The 19,785-nt window shown below is 70.7% G+C and carries 19 protein-coding genes; 2 read left to right on the top strand and 17 right to left on the bottom strand.

The window, feature by feature from the left end:
• The first annotated feature begins 53 nt into the window (after positions 1–53).
• Entirely contained in the window at positions 54–449 is a 396-nt protein-coding gene (locus AC3IX6_RS14880; RefSeq protein ID WP_266905580.1) for a RidA family protein, read from the top strand.
• Positions 450–524: 75 nt separating this feature from the next.
• Here the strand turns inward: AC3IX6_RS14880 and AC3IX6_RS14875 are convergent, their stop codons facing one another.
• The 13 genes from AC3IX6_RS14875 to AC3IX6_RS14815 all read right to left on the bottom strand — a co-directional run bounded on the left by AC3IX6_RS14875 (position 525) and on the right by AC3IX6_RS14815 (position 13,436).
• Positions 525–1,859: a replication-associated recombination protein A gene (locus AC3IX6_RS14875; RefSeq protein WP_489370558.1), complete on the bottom strand. Its 1,335-nt coding sequence runs from the start codon at positions 1,857–1,859 to the stop codon at positions 525–527.
• Between the two features lie 104 nt (positions 1,860–1,963).
• The gene (locus AC3IX6_RS14870; RefSeq protein WP_489370557.1) at positions 1,964–2,815 is read right to left on the bottom strand and encodes a PhzF family phenazine biosynthesis protein; all 852 of its coding nucleotides are present in this window, start codon (positions 2,813–2,815) and stop codon (positions 1,964–1,966) included.
• Between the two features lie 22 nt (positions 2,816–2,837).
• The gene (locus tag AC3IX6_RS14865) at positions 2,838–4,514 is read right to left on the bottom strand and encodes an asparaginase domain-containing protein (protein ID WP_489370556.1); all 1,677 of its coding nucleotides are present in this window, start codon (positions 4,512–4,514) and stop codon (positions 2,838–2,840) included.
• Positions 4,514–4,999 (bottom strand): DUF488 family protein, N3 subclade, encoded by a 486-nt coding sequence (locus AC3IX6_RS14860; RefSeq protein WP_489370555.1) that lies wholly within the window; start codon positions 4,997–4,999, stop codon positions 4,514–4,516. Before AC3IX6_RS14860 ends, AC3IX6_RS14865 begins: the two co-directional genes overlap by 1 nt.
• A gap of 15 nt (positions 5,000–5,014) precedes the next feature.
• Positions 5,015–6,061, bottom strand: a complete 1,047-nt coding sequence (locus AC3IX6_RS14855; RefSeq protein WP_489370554.1) for a methyltransferase — start codon at positions 6,059–6,061, stop codon at positions 5,015–5,017.
• A gap of 140 nt (positions 6,062–6,201) precedes the next feature.
• Positions 6,202–6,612 (bottom strand): VOC family protein, encoded by a 411-nt coding sequence (locus AC3IX6_RS14850; RefSeq protein WP_489370553.1) that lies wholly within the window; start codon positions 6,610–6,612, stop codon positions 6,202–6,204.
• 64 nt (positions 6,613–6,676) lie between these two features.
• Positions 6,677–7,168, bottom strand: coding sequence for a PhzA/PhzB family protein (locus tag AC3IX6_RS14845; protein WP_489370552.1), 492 nt, complete (start codon positions 7,166–7,168; stop codon positions 6,677–6,679).
• 22 nt (positions 7,169–7,190) lie between these two features.
• Complete coding sequence (asnB, locus tag AC3IX6_RS14840) at positions 7,191–9,029, bottom strand: asparagine synthase (glutamine-hydrolyzing) (RefSeq protein WP_489370551.1); 1,839 nt, start codon at positions 9,027–9,029, stop codon at positions 7,191–7,193.
• 44 nt (positions 9,030–9,073) lie between these two features.
• Complete coding sequence (gene phzG, locus AC3IX6_RS14835) at positions 9,074–9,721, bottom strand: phenazine biosynthesis FMN-dependent oxidase PhzG (RefSeq protein ID WP_489370550.1); 648 nt, start codon at positions 9,719–9,721, stop codon at positions 9,074–9,076.
• Entirely contained in the window at positions 9,718–10,065 is a 348-nt protein-coding gene (locus AC3IX6_RS14830; protein ID WP_489370549.1) for a hypothetical protein, read from the bottom strand. The genes phzG and AC3IX6_RS14830 overlap by 4 nt, the downstream gene beginning before the upstream one ends.
• On the bottom strand, positions 10,062–11,966 hold the full coding sequence (locus tag AC3IX6_RS14825; RefSeq protein WP_489370548.1) for an anthranilate synthase family protein: 1,905 nt from the start codon (positions 11,964–11,966) through the stop codon (positions 10,062–10,064). Before AC3IX6_RS14825 ends, AC3IX6_RS14830 begins: the two co-directional genes overlap by 4 nt.
• A complete protein-coding gene (locus AC3IX6_RS14820) occupies positions 11,963–12,586 on the bottom strand; it encodes an isochorismatase family protein (RefSeq protein ID WP_489370547.1) in 624 nt (207 codons plus the stop codon). Before AC3IX6_RS14820 ends, AC3IX6_RS14825 begins: the two co-directional genes overlap by 4 nt.
• A 184-nt stretch (positions 12,587–12,770) precedes the next feature.
• A complete protein-coding gene (locus AC3IX6_RS14815) occupies positions 12,771–13,436 on the bottom strand; it encodes a YybH family protein (RefSeq protein WP_489370546.1) in 666 nt (221 codons plus the stop codon).
• A 451-nt stretch (positions 13,437–13,887) separates the two neighbouring features.
• Here AC3IX6_RS14815 and AC3IX6_RS14810 point away from each other — a divergent pair, with 451 nt between their 5' ends.
• Complete coding sequence (locus AC3IX6_RS14810; protein ID WP_489370545.1) at positions 13,888–14,286, top strand: DUF6193 family natural product biosynthesis protein; 399 nt, start codon at positions 13,888–13,890, stop codon at positions 14,284–14,286.
• A 109-nt stretch (positions 14,287–14,395) separates the two neighbouring features.
• On the opposite strand, the gene rarD is transcribed toward AC3IX6_RS14810, so the two are convergent.
• From rarD to AC3IX6_RS14790, 4 genes are all read right to left on the bottom strand, one after another.
• Positions 14,396–15,379 (bottom strand): EamA family transporter RarD, encoded by a 984-nt coding sequence (rarD, locus tag AC3IX6_RS14805; RefSeq protein ID WP_489370544.1) that lies wholly within the window; start codon positions 15,377–15,379, stop codon positions 14,396–14,398.
• A 200-nt stretch (positions 15,380–15,579) separates the two neighbouring features.
• Positions 15,580–16,647: a 2-oxoacid:ferredoxin oxidoreductase subunit beta gene (locus AC3IX6_RS14800; protein ID WP_489370543.1), complete on the bottom strand. Its 1,068-nt coding sequence runs from the start codon at positions 16,645–16,647 to the stop codon at positions 15,580–15,582.
• Positions 16,640–18,661, bottom strand: coding sequence for a 2-oxoacid:acceptor oxidoreductase subunit alpha (locus AC3IX6_RS14795; protein ID WP_489370542.1), 2,022 nt, complete (start codon positions 18,659–18,661; stop codon positions 16,640–16,642). The genes AC3IX6_RS14800 and AC3IX6_RS14795 overlap by 8 nt, the downstream gene beginning before the upstream one ends.
• A gap of 143 nt (positions 18,662–18,804) precedes the next feature.
• Complete coding sequence (locus AC3IX6_RS14790; protein WP_308313410.1) at positions 18,805–19,464, bottom strand: response regulator transcription factor; 660 nt, start codon at positions 19,462–19,464, stop codon at positions 18,805–18,807.
• Positions 19,465–19,785 lie beyond the last annotated feature (321 nt).

Raw genomic sequence — 19,785 nt, 5'->3', positions numbered from 1 at the left:
CCGAGCTGATGGGCGTCCGTACATTCACGTGAATCGAATGGAGCTAGTGCGACATGGAACGAACTGCGGTCAACCCGGTGTCGTGGTCGGTAGAGATGGGCTTCAACCAGGGCGAGGTCGTCTCCGGACACTCGCGCACCCTGTACATCTCGGGACAGACCGCGATGAGCAGCGAGGGCAAGCCCGAGCACGACGGTGACATGGCGGCGCAGCTGGCGCTGAGCATCGCCAACATCGAAGCGGTGCTCGCCGAGGCCGGCATGACGCTCGCGAACCTCGTCCGGCTCAACGTCTACACGACCGACGTCGACCTGCTCTTCCAGCACTACGGCGTGCTGGCGGGGAAGCTGGGCGCCGCCCAGGTCGCGCCCACCACCACGATGCTCGGGGTCTCGCGTCTGGCGATCCCCGGCCAGCTGGTCGAGCTCGAGGGCACCGCCGTCGCGTAACGGGACCGCGCCCGTCCCGGTGCTCACCCGTCCCGCCGCCCGTGCCCGTCGAACCGGCACGGGCGGCGGGACGGGCTACCCCCGGTCCCCCCGGACCACACGGCGGAGCTTGGCGAGGCGCTCGTGCAGGATGTGCTCCCCGCCGTGCCGCGTGGGGCGGTAGTAGTCCTTCCCCACGAGCTCGTCCGGCGGGTACTGCTGCTCCTGGACCCCGTCCGTGGCCTTGTGCGGGTACCGGTAGCCGATCGCGTTGCCCAGCTCCCGGGCGCCCGCGTAGCGGCCGTACCGCAGGTGGGCGGGGATCTCGCCGACGGCGCCCGCCCGGACGTCGGCCATGGCCTCGTCGATCCCGGTGATCAGCGCGTTCGACTTCGGCGCCGTGGCCAGGTGCACGGTGGCCTGCGCCAGGGCGAGGCGGGCTTCGGGCATTCCGATCAGCTGGACCGTCTGCGCCGCCGCGACGGCCGCCTGCAGCGCGGTGGGATCGGCCAGCCCGACGTCCTCACTGGCGTGCACCAGCAGCCGTCGCGCGATGAACCGCGGATCCTCCCCGGCCACGAGCATGCGGGCCAGGTAGTGCAGCGCGGCGTCGGGGTCCGAGCCGCGGATCGACTTGATGAACGCGCTGATGACGTCGTAGTGCTGATCGCCCTGCCGGTCGTAGCGCACCGTGGTCCCGGCGATGGCACGCTCCACGGCATCCACGTCGATCACCGTGCCGCCGGTGTCGGTCACCCCGTCGGCGCTCGCCTCCAGGGCGGTCAGCGCGCTGCGGGCGTCGCCCGCAGCGAGGCGCACCAGGGCGTCCTCGGCCTCGGGGGACAGCGAGACCGAACCGTCGAGACCGCGCTCGTCCTTCACCGCCCGCCGCACCAGCGCGCGCAGGTCGTCCTCGTCCAGGGACTGGAGCTGGAGCACCAGCATCCGCGAGAGCAGCGGCGTCACCACCGAGAACGACGGGTTCTCCGTGGTGGCGGCGACCAGCAGGACGAGCCGGTCCTCGACGGCTCCGAGCAGGGCGTCCTGCTGGGTCTTGGAGAAGCGGTGCACCTCGTCGATGAACAGCACGGTCCGCCGGTTCTGGCGGTCCCGGCGAAGACGCGCCTCGGTCATCACCTCGCGCAGTTCCCTGACCCCGCTGGAGAGCGCCGACAAGGCCACGAAATGGCGGGTGTCGACGGCGGCGAGCAGCCGCGCGAGCGTGGTCTTCCCGGTGCCGGGGGGACCGTAGAGCAGCACGGACGAGGCCTCGCCGCCCTCCGCCAGCCGCCGCAGCGGGGCGCCGGGACCCAGCAGGTGCGCCTGGCCGACGACCTCGGCGAGCGTCCGCGGCCGCATCCGCGCCGCGAGCGGGGCGGTGGCCCCCACGGCCCCCGTGGTCTCGATGGGCGGCGGGGCGGCATCGGACATCGGTAACTCGAACAACCCGTCACCATCGGACACGTGCGGCGGCCTTCCTCTGTGGATCGGTCACTCGTCGTTCGCGCCGGCGGCGACCGGCAGCCGACCGGCGGCTACGCGTACAGCGTTCCCCGTGCGATGACCACGGCGGATCCCGCCACATGGACCGAATCGATCCGCTCCGGCGTCCCCATGGCCCGGGCGTGCATCGTCGACGGGCGGCCCATCTCGACCCCCTGGCGGATGCTGATCCACTCCCCGAAGGGGATCAGGCCGTGCCGGGCCAAGTGTACGGCGAGCGACCCGGCGGCCGAGCCCGTGGCCGCGTCCTCCACCACGCCGTAGGCGGGCGAGAACATCCGCAGTCTCCACTGGGTGCCCGAGCCGGCGAAGCAGTTGGCGGCCATGTCGGGCAGCCCCGCCAGGCTCCGGTGGTCGGGCTTCAGGGCGGAGAGCGCGGCCACGCCGTCCAGGCCGACGAACACGTGCCGCGGCCCGTTGTGGTAGACCTCGACCGGCAGGGTGCTGCCGGCGGCCGTCAGGTCGAGGGCGGCGAGCAGTTCGTCCGCGCGGTCGTACTCCTCCCACGTCGGGACGGGCTGCCACATGCCGGCCGCGCCGGCCCGGCCTTCGTCGTCCCGTTCGAGTTCGAACGCGACGGTGCCCATGGCGGTCTCCATCAGGAGCTCCTTCGAGGCGTGCGACTCGCCGAGCACGATGGCCGTGCCCAGGGTCGGATGCCCGGCGAACGGCAGCTCGTTGACGGGGGTGAAGATGCGGACCCGCACATCGCCGTCGTCCTCCGCGGGGAGGACGAAGACCGTCTCGGACAGGTGCATCTCCTGTGCGATCTGCTGCATGCGCTCGGCGGACAGGCCGGAGGAGTCCAGGAAGACCGCGGTCGGATTTCCTTCCAGCGGGACCTTGGTGAAGACGTCGGCCACCACGTACTCGTACGTATCCATGCGTTCCGTCCCAGAAGTGGTGTCAGTGGGTGTCGAACAGGGCCTGGTACCGGGCGACCGCCCGCACCGTGGCCGCGTACTCGGCGGGAGTCGGGTGGGACGGATCCGCAGCCGGGGGCAGGGCCCCGAGCTTGAGCAGCGCGGCCATCAGGAGCATGCGCGCCTTGGTGGCCGTGAGGTTGTTGCCCGAGATGAACGCCGGATCCATCCGGTACGCCATGCCCCCGGTGTTGCCGCGCCCCGTACGGACCACCGGCATGCCGGCGAAGACGGCGACGCCCAGCGCCGCGTTCTTCGCCGGGTCGGCCATCCCGAACGGTGACATGCCCTCACAGACGAATCCGGTCAGCGGGGCGCCCGCGAGGCCGGCGTCGATCCGGGCGAGGATCTCGACCTCGTCGTCGGAGAGGGACGGATGGTCGGCGCCCGCGCCCGTGGCCGCGTACCGGCTGTACTTGGTGATCGAGACGTGCGGCATCGCGGCGGGCACGAGCCCGCCGCCGGCGTCCTTCGTCTCCACGTCGACCAGGGACACGCCGGTGTCCAGGGACCCGGTGACGCCGGACACCCGGTCGGGGAGCGCGGTCAGGCGCAGCTCCGAGCGGTGGGTGTGCCGGCGCGCCGGGAGGTAGGTGAGCTGCGGGGGACCGTAGCCGCCCATGTCGGCGACCACTCCTCCGTGCCCGCCGGTGACCTCGTACCCCCCGGGCCGGGCGTCGACCTTGGTCACGTCGCGGGCCGAGTACACGAGTTCGTCGACGATCACGCAGGCACCGAGGCGGTCCGCGCCCGTTTCGTCCAGGGCGACGCCCGAAGCGATGAACTTCACGCCGTCGACCACGTTGCGGTCGCCGTCGGCGCTCAGGGACTGGTGGCGGCGCTGGGCCGCATGCCCGACGAGCGGCACCGTCGTGTCGACCAGCAGGCCGAGCCAGTACAGGGTCTCGTCGACGGTCGGGCTCCCCTCGAGCCACTGGAGACCGGTGAACCCTCCCGTGTCGAGGACGGCCTGGACCTGGTTGGTGGCCTCGGCCAGGTGCGCCAGGCCCGGCTCGCTCTGGAGGTGGTACGGGTAGTAGACGAAGAAGTCCTGCCCGAGGCGTTCGGCATCGGGGCCCGTGGTGTACCCGCCCGACGGAGCGGCGCGGAAGAAGTCGAAGTCGGCGAGCGAACCGAGCTCGGCGGTGGTTCCGAGGTCGGCGAGCCCGAAGCGCTCGATCTCCTCGTACAGGCGCCGGGCATCGGGGTAGAACGTCTGCCGGGCGGCCGCCGCCGGCGCGAAGGGCGCCGCCGCGGTCTCCTCCCAGGCGGACCCGTCCGCCTGCCTGGCCATGTAGGGGAGGGGGTAGAGACCGTCGGCCGGATCGAGTTCGACGACGTACACCGGGGTGGCGTCGTCGAACGGCTGCTCCTGGTGGAACGTTCCCTCCTTGTCGAGCCAGCCGTCCGGCGGGGCGTACAGGTCGGCCGACTCCCGTTCGAGCGGGTGCGCGCTGAACGCCTCGACGTACAAGGTCACGGGCGCCGCGAGCCGCTGGGAACGCAGCAGGTCGAACCGGGAGGGGAGCAGCGGCAGCCCGTGGCGCACCCGTGCCTTGTTCGAGGTGACCAGGTCCGGTGTGTTCAGGATCGTCGCCGTCGGTCCGGCGAACACCGCGATCCGCGGTCGCCGCGCGCCGCGCGGAAGCATCTCGTCCATCACAGCGGCCCCAGGTGTTCGATCGTCACGTGGTGTTCCTCGGCCAGGCGCTGTGCCACCAGCGACCGGTGGCAGGCCTGCGCGTCGCGCTCGACGCAGAACAGCGCCGCGGTCCCGTCGCCCGGCAACCGCGACACGATCGGGTCGAGGTCGACGGGGTCGAGGATCTCGCTGGTGTAGCGACGGGTGTACTCGGCTGCGAGCTCCTGGCGGGAGCGCTTGCCGACGCCCCGGCGGTCGTCCTCGGCGTACTGGAGGTGGCGCAGCTCGGTGGTCGGAGCGAGCTCGCGGTGGTGCTCGTAGGCGATCCCGGCCTCGGCGAGGGCCGCCTGCAGCCGCAGTGAGTTCGCCCAGGCGTAGTCCGGGCCGCGGACGCCGCGGCGCTGGCGCACGTCGAGCACCAGGCGCACACCGGCCTGTTGGAGTCGTTGCAGGTAGGAATCGGCGTCGAAGCCGTAGACGCCGATCGTTGCCAGGGTGAGCACCGGAGATCTCCTTCCCTAGGAGTGCGAGGGGGTGCGCGGCGCGATGATCAGGGCGGTCGTCTCACTGGGCAGCTCGGCGGTACCGGCGATCTCCAGGCCGGCCCGGTTCAGCAGCCGCGTGATCCTGTCGAGGGTGCGGTGTTCGCCGCCCGTCGTCACCAGGAGGTGCAGGTCCCACAGGGCGGGCAGCACGGTGGAGTCCTCGTCCTCGACGAAGCGGTCGAGGATCAGCAGCCGCGACGAGGAGTCGGCCATGGCGCGGCGGATGCTCTCGAAGAGGCCGACGACGGCTTCGTCGTCGTGGCCGGCCAGCACGCGGCACAGGACGTAGACGTCCCCGCCCGCCGGGACGTCCTCGAACATGTCGCCGCCGACCAGCTCGGCGCGGTCCGGGCCGACGGTGGCGGCCAGGTGCTCGCGCGCCTTCGGCATCATGTGCTCGCGGTCGAAGAGCACGCCCCGGGCGTCCGGTACGGCGCCGAGGATCGTGGCGAGCAGGTGCCCGCCGCCGCCGCCCACGTCCACGACCGTCTTGCCCCCGAAGTCGAAGACCTCGGGCACCTGGTGGAAGAACATGCTCGCGGCGTTCATGGTGTGCTGGAACCGCCGGGCGGTGGCCGCGTCCTCACCGAGGTACTCGTAGAGCGGCCGGCCGTAGGCGACCTCGAATCCCGAGCTCTCCGTGCTGATGGCGTGGTGGGCGTGGCCCCACGCGGAGTAGAACTCCTCGCCGTACAGCAGGCACATGTCGCGCAGGGACTGCGGGCCGTGGAGCAGGGCCGCGCTCACCGGGGTACCGCGGTAGCCGGTGGACTCGCTGCCCTCGAACACGCCCATGGCCACCAGGAGGCGCATCAGGCGGTGGATGCCCTGCTCGTTCGCCCCGGTCGCCTTCGCGAGCTCGGCGCCGGAGTCACGGCCGGCCGCTATGTGGTCGGGCAGTTCGAGTTTGACCGCGGTGTAGAGCGCCTGCGCCCTCCATCCGCCGGTGATCAGGTCGACCACGTTCCGGGTGGCCTGTACGTCGACCACGTTCCGGGTGGCCTGCACGTCGACTGTCATGGATCCCTCACCTTCCCCGCTCCCGGCCGCTGCCGGCCGGACCGCTGCGCCGCGGCCTTCCGCGGCAGGACGTAACGCTGTGTGCTCCCGGTGCGGGGCGGAGCCGTCGGGCGGCCCCGCCCCGCACCCCGGCGGTCCGGTCAGGACCGGCCCTGGGTGATGTTGAACATCCAGGTGATCCCGAACTTGTCGACGAGGGTGCCCGCCTCGTCGCCCCAGATCTGCTGCTTGAGGGGCATCGCCACGGTGCCGCCGGCGGAGAGCTTCTCGAAGTAGTCGCGCAGGTGGGCGTCGTCGCCGCCGAGGTAGAGCGCGACGTTGGTGCCCGGCTTGAAGGGAACGCGCTCCGGGACGTCCCACGCCATCACCGTGAAACCGTCCGCGGTGCTGAGCGTGGCGTGCATGATCTTGTCGGCGTCGGGTGACTCCGGGTTGCCGAAGTCGCCGAACGTGCCCAGCTCCAGCTTTCCGCCGAGGACTTCGTGGTAGAACTCCAGCGCCTGCCGGGCGTTCCCGTCGAAGGCGATGTAGGGGTTGAGCTGAGATCCCACCGGATTCTCCTTGTCGTGAGTGTGGACGGCCCGAACCTGGCGAGGGAGCCGAAGGCGGTGCTTCCTAGGTGGGGATCCCGCCGCGGTTGACCTTCGGCACCTCGATGCCCAGCGCGCGCAGCTGCTGGAGCGGGTTCATGAACTCGCGGTTCTGCTTGATCTTTCCGTCTTCGAGCTCGAACGAGTGGATGAAGTGGTTCCGGTAGTGCCCGGGCGGATACTCCGGGTAGAGGATCTGGCCCTCCCCGTCGCACTCGACCCAGAACCGGTTCGGGTCCTGCGTCTCGAAGATCTCGACGTTCGTCCATTCCCAGTCGGGGAACATGCGCAGCGACCACTCGCCGTGCGCCTTGAGCTTCTCGTGCCCCTGGGAGGTGATCGGCCGGCCGGTGTCGCTGGTCCACAGGCCTGCGCTGCCGTCCTCGGCGAAGAGCTGGTAGCGCGTCTTCCGGGTCTCGCCCTTGCGGCTCATGTAGTCGGCTACGACGGCACGGTGCCGGGCACGCAGGTCGGCGTCGGCTTCGAGCCCCTCGGGCTGAGCGTGGTTCGTTCCCATCTCGATTTCCTCAATTCCCGCGTCAGAGGCGCAGTTCGGGGCGGTAGACGTCCAGCCAGGTGCTCAGGTCGAGCACGCGCTCCATGCCGTTGCGGACGTCGAGCGGCATGGAGGCCGAGTCCTGCTGGACGATGTCCTGCAGCCAGCTGCGGTCGACCAGGTCGAACACCGGGTCGTCGCTCGTGAGCAGTTCCTTGGACTGCTGCAGCAGCGCGCCCGTGTACTGCGGGTCCAGCGTCGCCGGGTAGGGGGCCTTCGTCCGCTCCAGCACCGACTTGGGCAGCAGGTCCGCGGTCGCGGCGCGCAGCAGGCTCTTCTCCCGGCCGTCGAAGGTCTTCATCGACCACGGGGCGTTGTAGACGTACTCCACGAGCCGGTGGTCGCAGAACGGGACCCGGACCTCCAGCCCCACCGCCATGCTGATCCGGTCCTTGCGCTCCAGGAGCATCCGGACGAAGCGGGTCAGGTGCAGGTGACTCATCACCCGCATCGTCATCTCGTGGTCGCTCTCGCCCTCCGCCCGCTCGACCTCTCCGACCGCCTCGGAGTACCGGTCGGCGATGTACGTCGGCAGGTCGAGGGCGGCGGTGATGCCCGGGTTGAACCGGTCGGACACCTGGGCCTTGGCGCCGCTGACGAAGACCGCCATCCAGGGGAAGGTCTTCGCGGCCTGGACCTCCGGCTGGTGGAACCACCGGTACCCGCCGAAGACCTCGTCCGCGGACTCCCCGGACAGGGCGACCGTGGAGTGCTTGCGGATGGCCTGGAACAGCAGGTAGAGCGAGGTGTCCATGTCGCCGAGGCTGAGCGGGCTGTCCCGCGCGGTGATGACGGCCCGTCGCACATCGGGGTCGGCGATCGAGGCGTGGTCGAGCACGATCGACTGGTGCTGCGTTCCGACGCGGGCGGCCACCTCCCGGGCGTAGGGGGCGTCCGTCGTGCCGCGCAGCTCGTCGGCGACGAAGTCGTCCGCCCGTCCGACGAAGTCCACGTCGAAGCTGCGCACCTTCTCGCCGGACTTGCCGAGCTTGGCGGCGGCCAGTGCGGTGATCACACTGGAGTCCAGACCGCCGGAGAGCAGGGTGCACCGGGGTACGTCGGAGACCACCTGCCGGCCCACGATGTCCTCGAGCAGGTCCCGCACGTTGCCGATGGTGGTCTTCAGGTCATCGGTGTGCTGCTTGGTGGGCAGCGTCCAGTAGCGGCGCTCGCGCAGCCCGGAGCGGTCCACGATGACGATGCCGCCCGGGACCACCTCGCGCATCCCGCACCACACCGAGCTCCCCGGCGTCTGGGTGAAGCTGACCAGCTCGCGCAGCCCGGCGAGGTCGACCGCGCGGTCCGCCAGCGGGTTGGCGAGGATCGCCTTCGGCTCGGAGCCGAACATCACCCCGTCGCCGGTCTCGTAGAAGTAGAGGGGCTTGACGCCCATCCGGTCGCGGATCAGCACGAGCTTCTCGACGCGGGAGTCCCAGACGGCGAAGGCGTAGATGCCGTTGAGCCGGTCGGCGAGGGCCTCGCCCCACTCCATGTAGCCGTTGAGCACCACCTCGGTGTCGCTGTCGGTCCGGAAGCGGTGGCCGCGGCGCAGCAACTCGCCCCGCAGCTCCTTGAAGTTGTAGACCTCACCGCTGTAGGTGATCGACACCGGTCCGTCGTCGCTGGGCACGACCATGGGCTGGGCGCCGCCCTCGAGGTCGATGACCGACAGCCGCCGGTGCCCGAAGGCCGCGTGCCGCTCGATCCAGGCGCCACCGGCGTCCGGTCCCCGGCAGGCCATGGTCTGCGTCATCGCGTCCAGTTGGGTGCGCTGCTGCTCCAGATCGCGGTCGAACGAGATCCAGCCCGTAATTCCACACATCGGCTTGCCTTTCTTTCACTTGGTCTAGGGGGTTCGGGGCACGGTCAGGGTTGGAGCCGGCCCGTACGCCAGCCGGAGCCCTCGCGCTCGTAGCGCAGCCTCCGGTGCAGCCGGTCCTCCTGGTCGGCCTGCCAGAACTCGACCGACGCCGGCTCCAGCAGGTAGCCGAGCCAGCGGTCCGGGCGGGTCAGCACGGCGCCGCCCCGGGCCAGTTCCCGGGCCCGTTCGCGCAGCGCGTCCTCGTCCGGCAGCGGTGCGCTCTGGTACGAGGCCACCGACATCGGGTGCGCGGCGGCGGGCCGGGCGGCCCACAGGGCGTCGGACTCCTCGTCGGGCAGCGGGCGGGCCGGGCCGCTCACGCTCACCTGCCGGCCGGCCTCGCGCCAGTAGAAGACGCCCGACGCCCAGCCCGTCTCGCCCAGGTCGCGGGCCTTGCGGCTGTCGGAGTGACTGGCGAACACCAGCCCCGTACCGCGCACCGCGAGCACCTGCACGATCCGGTTGGAGGCGCGGCCGCGGGCATCGGCGGAGGCCAGGGCCAGCGCGCCCGGCTCGCGTACGGAGGTCGCGACGGCGCTGTCGAACCAGGTCCGGAGCAGGTCCATCGGCTCGGCGGGCGGGGCGGTGAACTCATCGGCGACATCGGCGACATCGGCGACATCGGCGACCAGGGGCCGGGGCGCCGCGCTCACGACGCCTTCCCCACGGTGTCGAAGGCCAGTCCGCGCTCGGCCGGTTCGCCGGAATGGAGGCCTTCGACGATCGCCTCGACGTCGGTCATCATCCGCTCGGTCGGCGGGTACCCGATGAGCTCGGTGGCCCGGTTCGGCGGCATCGGCGCCGTCAGGTCGGCGTGGGAGTCCCACAGCATCACCGCGCCCCAGCGGTTGGTGACCCGATCGGAGATCCAGAACTTCAGTCGCAGTCCGCGGATCCCGGTCCACGGATCCACTCCCTCGTCACGCAGGTAGACGCGCAGGGAGTCGATGGTCTGATCGGACCCGGCGAGGTCCCACCAGGAGATGGCGGCTTTCATACCTTCACTACCTCCGCGGCTTCCATCAGGGGGACGAGCAGCTCGGTCAGGACGCGCTCGCTGTCCTGGGTGAGCACGGATTCGAGGTGGAACTGCACGGACCCGAAGTGCGCCCCGCGCAGGGCGTGCACCTCTCCCGTGCGGGGGTCGAGGCTCACCTTCACCTCGCCGACGCCGGGGCACTCCAGCTGCTCGGCCCGCGACCGTGCCTCGTAGGAGTTGTAGAAGCCGACCCGCTCCCGCGAGCCGAACAGGTCGATCTCCCGCTGGGTGCCCTGGTTCGGGACGTCCCGGCGCCGCAGTTCGAGCCCGAGGTGCCGGGACAGCAGCTGATGGCTCAGGCACACGGCCAGGAAGGGGATGCGCCGGGAGAGCAACTCCTCGATCGCCGAGGTGAGATGGGCCATCCTGCGGTGGCCGGCCTCCCGCGGGTCGCCGGGTCCCGGACCCATGACGACGAGGTCGTGGTCGTCGAAGCGGTGGACCGCGTCGAAGCCGGCGATCTCGACGGTCAGCCCGATGGCGGTCAGCTGGTGGGCCAGCATCGAGCTGAAGGTGTCCTCGGCATCGACGATCAGGACCCGGCGGCCGTCGAGCATCGGATGGGGCCGTGCCCGCGACGCGGCGTCGCTGAGCCAGAAGCGCGCGATCGTCTCGTTGCGGCTCCCCAGGGCCTTCTGGATCAGCGGGTCCTCGACGAGCCGGTGCGCGGCGCCCAGTGCCGCGAGCACGCCCGCGGCCTTGGTACGGGTCTCCGCGACCTCGGCGTCGGCGTCGGAGTGCCGGACCAGGGTCGCGCCCACCCCGACCTCCACGTGGCCGCTGCCGTCGACGTCCGAGGAACGGATGTCGGCGGTGCGGATGAGGATGGCCGAGTCCAGGGTCTGCGCGCCGTCGGCGTCGCGGCCGATGAGGGCGGCGATGCCGCCGTAGTACCCGCGGCCGCGCGGCTCGTAGCGGGCTATCACCCGGCAGGCGTTCTCGAGCGGGCTGCCGGTCACCGTCGGGGCGAACATCGTTTCCCGCAGGATGTCCCGGGGGTCGAGGTCGCTGCACCCCTCGATGACGTACTCGGTGTGCGCGAGCCGGGACATCTCCCGCAGGAACGGTCCCCTCACCCGGCCGCCGCCCCGGCAGACCCGGGCCATCATCTTGAGTTCCTCGTCCAGGACCATGTACAGCTCGTCGGTCTCCTTGCCGTCGGTCAGGAACTCCATGACCTCCGACCGGACCGGTCCGGTGGGCGGGTAGCGGTAGGTGCCGCTGATCGGGGTCATCGCCGCGACGCCGTCCCGCAGGCTGACGTGGCGCTCCGGAGTGGCGCCCACGAAGGTCCGGGTGCCGGTGTGCACGATGAAGGTCCAGTAGGCGCCGCTCTCCCGGGTGAGCAGCCGGCGGAACAGACTGAGCGCGCTGCGCGTCGAGTACCCGGTGATGGTGGTGACGAACGAGCGCTTGATGACGAAGTTCGAGCCCTCGCCGGTGCCTATCTCGTTGTCGAGGACCGCGCGGACCGTGTCGGCGTAGTCCTCGTCCTCGGTGTCGAAGTGCCCGCCGTCCAGGGTGATGGGCTCGTCCGGCAGGGATCTCAGCGCCTCCGAGGTGGCGATCTGCCCCTGGTCGGTCACCGACATCGCGATCAGCGGCGAGCCGTCCGCGGCGGCGGTGAAGCCGCGCTCGGTGATCTGCTGGTGGGGTACCAGGACCAGCGTCTCGTGCCGGGCTCCGCCGGGCCGCCCGCTCGGCTCGGCGAGCGGGATGTCGGCCAGCCGGGCCGGGGTACTGACCTGGCCCAGCAGGATCTCCACGCGGTCCGCGCCCAGCGACTCGGGGCGGTGCAGTAGGGCGAAGGCACCCGGATCGGCGCCCAGCACCTGTTCGAGCAGCCGCGTCGCGTTCATCGGAAGACCTCCTCGGTGGTGGTGACCACCGAGCAGCGGGCGGCCGCGTAGTCGAGGGCCAGCTGGTGGTACTCGGCGGAGAAGTCACCGACGGCGTCGGCGACCAGGAACGGCTGGATGTCGTTGGTGAACGCCTCCAGGACGGTCGCCAGCACACCGACGTGTGCGTACACCCCGCAGACGATCAGCTGATCGCGGCCCTGGGCGCGCATCCGGGCCAGCAGGTCCGAGCGGAAGAACGCGCTGTAGCGCCACTTGGTGAGCACCTGGTCCGCGGGCCGGGGCGCGAGTTCCGTGACGATCTGGCGATCGACCGGATCCACCCTCATGCCCGGGCCCCAGAAGTCCTTGAGCAGTCCGCGTTCCCCGTCGGTCATGCCACCGGGCTGCGCGGTGTAGAACACCGGGACCCCGAGGGCGGCGCAGCGCTCCCGCAGGAGCGCGCAGTGGCGTACCAGCGGATCGCGGATCTCCGCGGGGAACGGGGCGAGGAAGTAGCGCTGCATATCGTGCACGAGCAGGGCCGCTCGGTCGGGGTCGGGTTTCCACGGGGCCTTGCTGGCGGGCAGTTCGGCCGCCGTCGGCAGTGGGTATGACGAGATCGGGGCTATGCCCGGCACGGTTCCCCCTCGGGTTGATTGAGTGATGGCCGGCCACCCATGGGGACGAGCGGATCCCATGGGTGGGTGGATTTTCCTCGCCCCGGCTGCTTTTCGGCGCGGTGAATAAAGCCCGCGATGCGCGTGAAGAATTCACCGGCCGACGAGCTGAGCAGAAAAGGCCGAGACCGCTGAGATGCCCGGATCAGTGGTGGGAAGCCGCCGCCGGCGTGCCCCCGCCGTGGGGCGGGTACGGGTTGTCCAGGACGTACAGCCACGTACCGTCCAGCTGCTCTTCCACGGTGTCGCAGAAGTTGCCGGTGAAGCTCACGCGGGTGCCGTCGGGCCCTGCCTGCTCCAGGCTGTAGTCGCCCATGATGGACGCCGTGCGCTGGCGCACCACGCCGTCCCACCCGCGCCATCCGCCCGTCGCCACGGTCTGGCGCGCGTTGACGGTGAGCACCGGGTTCAGGTCGAACCACCCGACGTAGAAGGCCCTGATGGCGGCGTGGCCCCTGATGACCGAGAGGTCCCAGTCGACGATCGCCGCTTCGGTCTCGTGCAGGGCGATGATGCCGTCGATGTCCTTGGCCTTGATCCGTTCGCCCAGGAGCTGGAGCAGCTGCTCGGGGGTCCTCGCGACCGGCCGCGGGTTGAAGATGCCCGTCTGGGCCTCGGGTGCGGCCGGGGCCTCGGTGGCCGCCGGAGCCTCGGGGGCTGCCGGAGCCTCCGAGGCCGCCGGAGTCTCGGCGACGGCGGACGTGCTCGCTGCCGCCGACTTGGCCTGGATGAAACCGGGCCCCGCGATGCTCGCGACCGTCAGCACAATGGCGGCGGCGGTGAGCGGAAGCGTGTGCTTGAGTATGCTCATTTCATCTCCTCAATTGGAGATGGCGGCGGATTAATGCAATTCGCTTGCGGAATTGGGCTTTCGGGTTGGTCTTCATTCGCCATCCCCCCCTTCGATGACTTCATATAACCGTCGGGAACTCGGGCTTGTCAACGAGGCTAAAAATGCCTATGTCGCTGCTGTGCAATTCCGTCCGGCCTGGGCGGGGAGCCGGTCCGGCCCGGGCTGGAAGCGGAATATCGGCCACGCCGTAACGACCTGCGGCGATCACCGGTCTCGGAACTCGGCCCGCGGGATGCGGCCGAGGAGGCGGGGCGGCCGAGAAATAAGGGGAAACCTGGATTCCGCCCGACGGGGAGGCTGGTCGAATCCCGCGCCCCCGGTGCGCGGACCGGTGCGGGCGCGCCGGCGGCTCGCGGGCGGGTGGGGGACGGAGCCGCCCGCGGGGCCGCTGCGAGAGCACACTAGGCGGATGAACGTGAACGAAGAGATCCGTGCGGCGGTCGTCGAGGCGCAGTGGATCGACCGGCGGCGGACGTGGGAGGACGGCCTGGAGCGCCTCGGGCCCAAGGTCTGGCGACTCGGCACCATCGCGGTGCTGGAGGCGGCCCACGCGCACCCGCTCCTGCGGCAGCTGTATCCGTACACGAGCCATTGCCACGTGCACTTCAGCAGCACGACCCGCTTCCCCTACGAGGTGGCGGTCCCCTTCGTGATCCCGCTGCCCGACGGGCGGTTCCGCGTCGTGCGGCGCGATCCCTCCGGGGAGGTGGGCGAGGTCGCCACGGCCGGGGAGGCCGTGGCCCTGGTGGCCGCGCACGCACCGCACGACCTCCGGCTCGCCACGACGGGGCTGCCGATGGAGGGGTAGGCCCGGGCGGGCATGCGGACGGGCGGGCATGCGGACGGGCGGGCATGCGGACGGGCGGGCATGCGGACGGGCGCGCCCGAAGACGCGCCCGTCGACGCTCCGAGCGGTGTTACGCGGTCTCGCGCGCCGGGGTCGGGAGGCTGCTCGGCATGGGGCTCGGCAGGGTGCTCGGGAGGGGCGCCGACAGGGCCTCCAGGCGCAGGGCCCGGGAGCGGCGAGCGGTGCGCAGGGCGTCCCAGGTGAGGATCGAGAGGGCGACCCAGACCAGGGAGAAGCCGGCCCAGCGGGCGGGCGGCATGGCCTCGTGGAAGTAGAGGACGCCGAGGCCGAACTGGAAGACCGGGGCCATGTACTGGAGCAGTCCGAGGGTGGACAGCGGGACCCGGATCGCGGCGGCGCCGAAGCAGATCAGCGGGATCGCGGTGACCAGCCCGGCCGAGGCCAGCAGGACGGCGTGCCCCGGGCCCTGCGCGGTGAAGGTGGACTCGCCCTGCGAGCCGAGCCACAGCAGGTAGCCGAGGGCGGGCAGGAACATGATCACGGTCTCGGCGGTCAGCGACTCCAGGCCGCCCATGCCGAGCTGCTTCTTGATCAGCCCGTACAGGGCGAAGGAGAACGCCAGGATCAGCGAGATCCACGGCGGCCGCCCGTACCCGACGGCGAGGACCAGCACGGCGGCTACGGCGATCCCGACGGCCGCCCACTGCGTGCGGCGCAGCCGCTCGCCCAGGACCAGGACGCCGAGCGCGATGGTGACCAGGGGGTTGATGAAGTAGCCGAGGCTCGCCTCGACGACCGCGCCGTTGTTGACCGCCCAGATGTACACGCCCCAGTTCACGGTGACCAGGGCGGCGGCCACCGCCGTGAGGGCGAGCTTGCGCGGCTGGCGCAGCAGCTCCGAGACCCATCCCCAGCGCCGCAGGGCCAGCAGCGCCACGCCGACCACGGCCAGGGACCACACCATGCGGTGGGCGAGGATCTCGATCGCTCCGGCGGGCTGGAGGAGCGGCCAGAAGAGGGGGACGATCCCCCACATCCCGTACGAGGCGAATCCGTAGAGCAACCCCGTGCGCTGGTCGTTCTGTGCCTTCACGGGACCTCCAGAGCTACTTCAAGCCAACCTGACGACGGTAGCGCCGCACGCGCCGAAAGTCATTAGCGTCTGGCGAGATGCTCATGACACTTGGATGGCGGCCCGGCGGCCGGGACGCGACGAAGCCCGGACCCTGCCTGCGGGTCCGGGCTTCGAAGGGCTGTGGCGAATGCCTTCGGCGGGTGCCTCAGCCGGATGCCTCAGCCGACGACCGTCCAGGTGTCGTTCCCGCTCAGCAGCGCGCCCAGGTCGCCCTTGCCGCTGCGGTCCACGGCCGTCTCCAGCTGTTCGGCCATGAGCGTGTCGTAGACGGGCCGGCGCACGTTGCGGAACACCCCGATGGGCGTCTGGTGCAGCGTGTCCGGGTCGGCCAGCCGGGACAGCGCGAACGCGTTGGTCGGGGAGGCCGAGGAGGCGTCGTGGACCAGGATCCGGGACTCGTTCTCGGGGGTCACGGTCACGACCTCCAAATCGCCGGTGGCCACGTTGCGCACGACGCCCTTGGCGCCCTCCACGCCGAAGCGGATCGGCTGCCCCTGTTCGAGGCGGATGACGGCCTCCTGGGCCTGCTCGTGGTCCTTGAGGACCTCGAAGGCGCCGTCGTTGAAGATGTTGCAGTTCTGGTAGATCTCCACCAGGGCCGTGCCCTCGTGGGCGGCGGCCGCGCGCAGCACCTCGGTGAGGTGCTTGCGGTCGGAGTCGACCGTACGGGCCACGAAGGAGGCCTCCGCGCCGATCGCGAGCGAGACCGGGTTGAAGGGCGCGTCGAGCGAGCCCATCGGGGTCGACTTGGTGATCTTGCCGACCTCGGAGGTGGGGGAGTACTGCCCCTTGGTCAGCCCGTAGATCCGGTTGTTGAACAGCAGGATCTTGAGGTTGACGTTCCGCCGCAGGGCGTGGATCAGGTGGTTTCCGCCGATGGAGAGCGCGTCCCCGTCACCGGTGACCACCCAGACCGACAGGTCGCGGCGCGAGGTCGCGAGCCCGGTGGCGATGGCCGGGGCGCGGCCGTGGATCGAGTGCATCCCGTATGTGTCCATGTAGTACGGGAAGCGCGAGGAGCAGCCGATGCCCGAGACGAAGACGATGTTCTCCTTCGCCAGCCCCAGCTCCGGCATGAAGCCCTGGACGGCGGCGAGCACCGCGTAGTCGCCGCAGCCGGGGCACCAGCGGACCTCCTGGTCCGACTTGAAGTCCTTCATCGACTGCTTGGCGGCCGCCTTGGGCACCAGCGAGAGCAGGGTGGGGCTGTCGGTCACCTCAGTCATTGATGGCCTCCTTGAGATGGTTGGCGAGCTGCTCGGCCTTGAACGGCATGCCGTTCACCTGGTTGTACGACTGTGCGTCGACCAGGTACTTCGCCCTCAGGAGGGTCGCGAGCTGCCCGAGGTTCATCTCCGGCACCACTACCTTGTCGTAACGCTCCAGGACCTCACCCAGATTCCTCGGGAAGGGGTTGAGGTGGCGCAGGTGGGCCTGCGCGATGGGGAGTCCGGCGATCCGCAGCCGGCGTACGGCGGCCGTGATCGGCCCGTACGTCGAACCCCAGCCGATCACCAGGGTCCGCGCGCCGTCCGGGTCGTCGACCTCCAGGTCGGGGACCCGGATGCCGTCGATCTTGGCCTGGCGGGTGCGGACCATGAACTCGTGGTTGGCCGGGTCGTACGAGATGTTGCCCGTGCCGTCCTGCTTCTCGATGCCGCCGATCCGGTGCTCCAGCCCCGGCGTGCCGGGGACCGCCCACGGGCGGGCCAGGGTCTGCGGATCGCGCTTGTACGGCCAGAAGACCTCGGTGCCGTCCGCGAGCTCGTGGTTCGGTCCGGCGGCGAACTGGACCTTGAGGTCCGGCAGGTCCGCCACGTCCGGGATCCGCCAGGGCTCGGAGCCGTTGGCGAGGTACCCGTCGGAGAGCAGGAACACCGGGGTCCGGTAGGTCAGCGCGATCCGGGCCGCGTCGAGCGCGGCGTCGAAGCAGTCGGCCGGGGTGCGCGGGGCCACGATCGGCACCGGGGCCTCGCCGTTGCGCCCGTACATGGCTTGGAGCAGGTCGGCCTGCTCCGTCTTGGTCGGCAGACCGGTGGAGGGGCCGCCGCGCTGGATGTCCACGATCAGCAGCGGCAGCTCCAGGGAGACCGCGAGGCCGATCGTCTCGGACTTCAGGGCCACGCCCGGGCCGGAGGTGGTGGTCACGGCGAGCGCGCCGCCGAAGGCCGCGCCCAGGGCCGCGCCGATGCCGGCGATCTCGTCCTCGGCCTGGAAGGTGCGCACGCCGAAGTTCTTGTGCTTCGACAGCTCGTGCAGGATGTCCGAGGCCGGGGTGATCGGGTACGAGCCCAGGTAGAGCGGCAGATCGGCCTGCTGCCCGGCTGCGATCAGGCCGTAGGACAGGGCCAGGTTCCCGGAGATGTTGCGGTAGGTGCCCGTCGGGAAGGCGCGGGTGGCCGGGGCCACCTCGTAGGAGACGGCGAAGTCCTCGGTGGTCTCGCCGAAGTTCCAGCCGGCCCGGAAGGCGGTGACGTTCGCCTCGGCGATCTGGGGCTTCTTCGCGAACTTCTGCCGCAGGAAGGTCTCGGTACCCTCGGTGGGCCGGTGGTACATCCAGGACAGCAGCCCGAGCGCGAACATGTTCTTGCTGCGCTCGGCCTCCTTGCGGGAGAGCCCGAAGTCCTTGAGCGCCTCGACGGTGAGGGTGGTCAGCGGCACCGGGTGGACGTTGTAGGCGTCCAGCGAGCCGTCTTCCAGCGGGGAGGTCTCGTAGCCGACCTTGGCCATCGGGCGCTTGGTGAACTCGTCGGTGTTGACGATGATCTCCGCGCCGCGCGGCACGTCCGCGATGTTCGCCTTCAGTGCCGCCGGGTTCATCGCCACCAGGACGTTCGGGGCGTCGCCCGGCGTCAGGATGTCGTGGTCGGCGAAGTGCAGCTGGAAGGACGACACGCCGGGGAGGGTGCCGGCGGGCGCCCTGATCTCGGCCGGGAAGTTCGGCAGCGTCGAGAGGTCGTTGCCGAAGGAGGCGGTCTCCGAGGTGAAACGGTCACCGGTGAGCTGCATGCCGTCACCGGAGTCACCCGCGAAGCGGATGATCACCCGATCGAGTCGGCGTACTTCCTTCGTCCCCGCGCCCCCGGCGTCCGCACCGCGGCCGCCGGGGCCCGAGTGAGTCGCATGAACCGTGTGGTCGGCGGGTTCGCCGTCCGGGCCCGGGGGTGTGCGCTGCTCGCCGACGACTGCGCCTTCGGCCCCGTCGGACTGTTCGGCTGGGCTACTGACCTGGCTGGTCACTGAACTGGACCTCCTTCGAGGCGTGAGCACTGCCCAAGGTCAACCCTACGTCCGCAGGGATTCCTTCCCGGGGTGCTCATTTTCTGGACCGCCCCTTCGGCGGTCTGTCCGAATCCGGCCTTACCTGACAGAGTGTCAGTTGATCAAGATCTTAGGTAGGTGAGAACGGCCAGCACGCGCCGGTGATCCCCGTCACTGGGGGAGAGGCCCAGCTTCATGAAGATGTTGCTGACGTGCTTCTCCACCGCGCCGTCGCTCACCACCAGCTGCTTGGCCACCGCGGAATTGGTCCGCCCCTCGGCCATCAGCCCGAGCACCTCGCGCTCGCGCGGGGTCAGCCCCGCCAGCACGTCCTGCTTGCGGCTGCGGCCGAGCAGCTGCGCCACGACCTCCGGGTCCAGGGCGGTACCGCCCCGCGCCACGCGGACGACGGCGTCGAGGAACTCGCGCACATCGGCCACCCGGTCCTTCAGCAGGTACCCCACCCCGGTACTGGAGCCGGCCAGCAGCTCGGTGGCGTACTGCTCCTCCACGTACTGGGACAGCACGAGCACACCTATGCCGGGGTGATCGCGCCGCAGCCGTACGGCCGCCCGTACGCCCTCGTCGGTGTGCGTCGGCGGCATCCGCACATCGGCCACCACCACGTCCGGCAGCGCGTTCTCGGCCGCCAGCTCCGCCACCGTCTTGATCAGGGCTTCCGCGTCCCCGACGCCTGCGACGACGTCATGCCCCCGGTCGGTCAGCAACCGGGTCAGGCCCTCACGCAGCAGCACTGAATCCTCGGCGATGACCACCCGCACCCTGTCTTCCACGACTCCGCTGCTCCCGCGTTTGCTCAAGCCCCGTGTTCCCTGACTCAGCCAAGCATCCCAGCCTTGAGCCCGGATAAAGCCTGAGCGCGATCAACGCGCACCCCTGGAACGGCTGTTTTCGGCCCCGGACGCCCCTCCGGGCCACCCACCCCCGAAAGTCAGGGCTTTGGGCCCCGCACCCGGCGGGCCGAACGCCACCCGGTAAGGCATGGCCGAGGGCGAGGGGCGACGTACGGCAGCCACCGCACGGACACCCGTGCGGGGTATCCGTGCGGTGGCTGACATCGACTTCGCGGAGGGGGCGGGGGA

This window comes from Streptomyces sp. GL_141, from assembly GCF_057834385.1.
The sequence above is the reverse complement of the archived record's forward strand: the minus strand, read 5'-3'. Positions and strand labels throughout refer to the sequence as shown.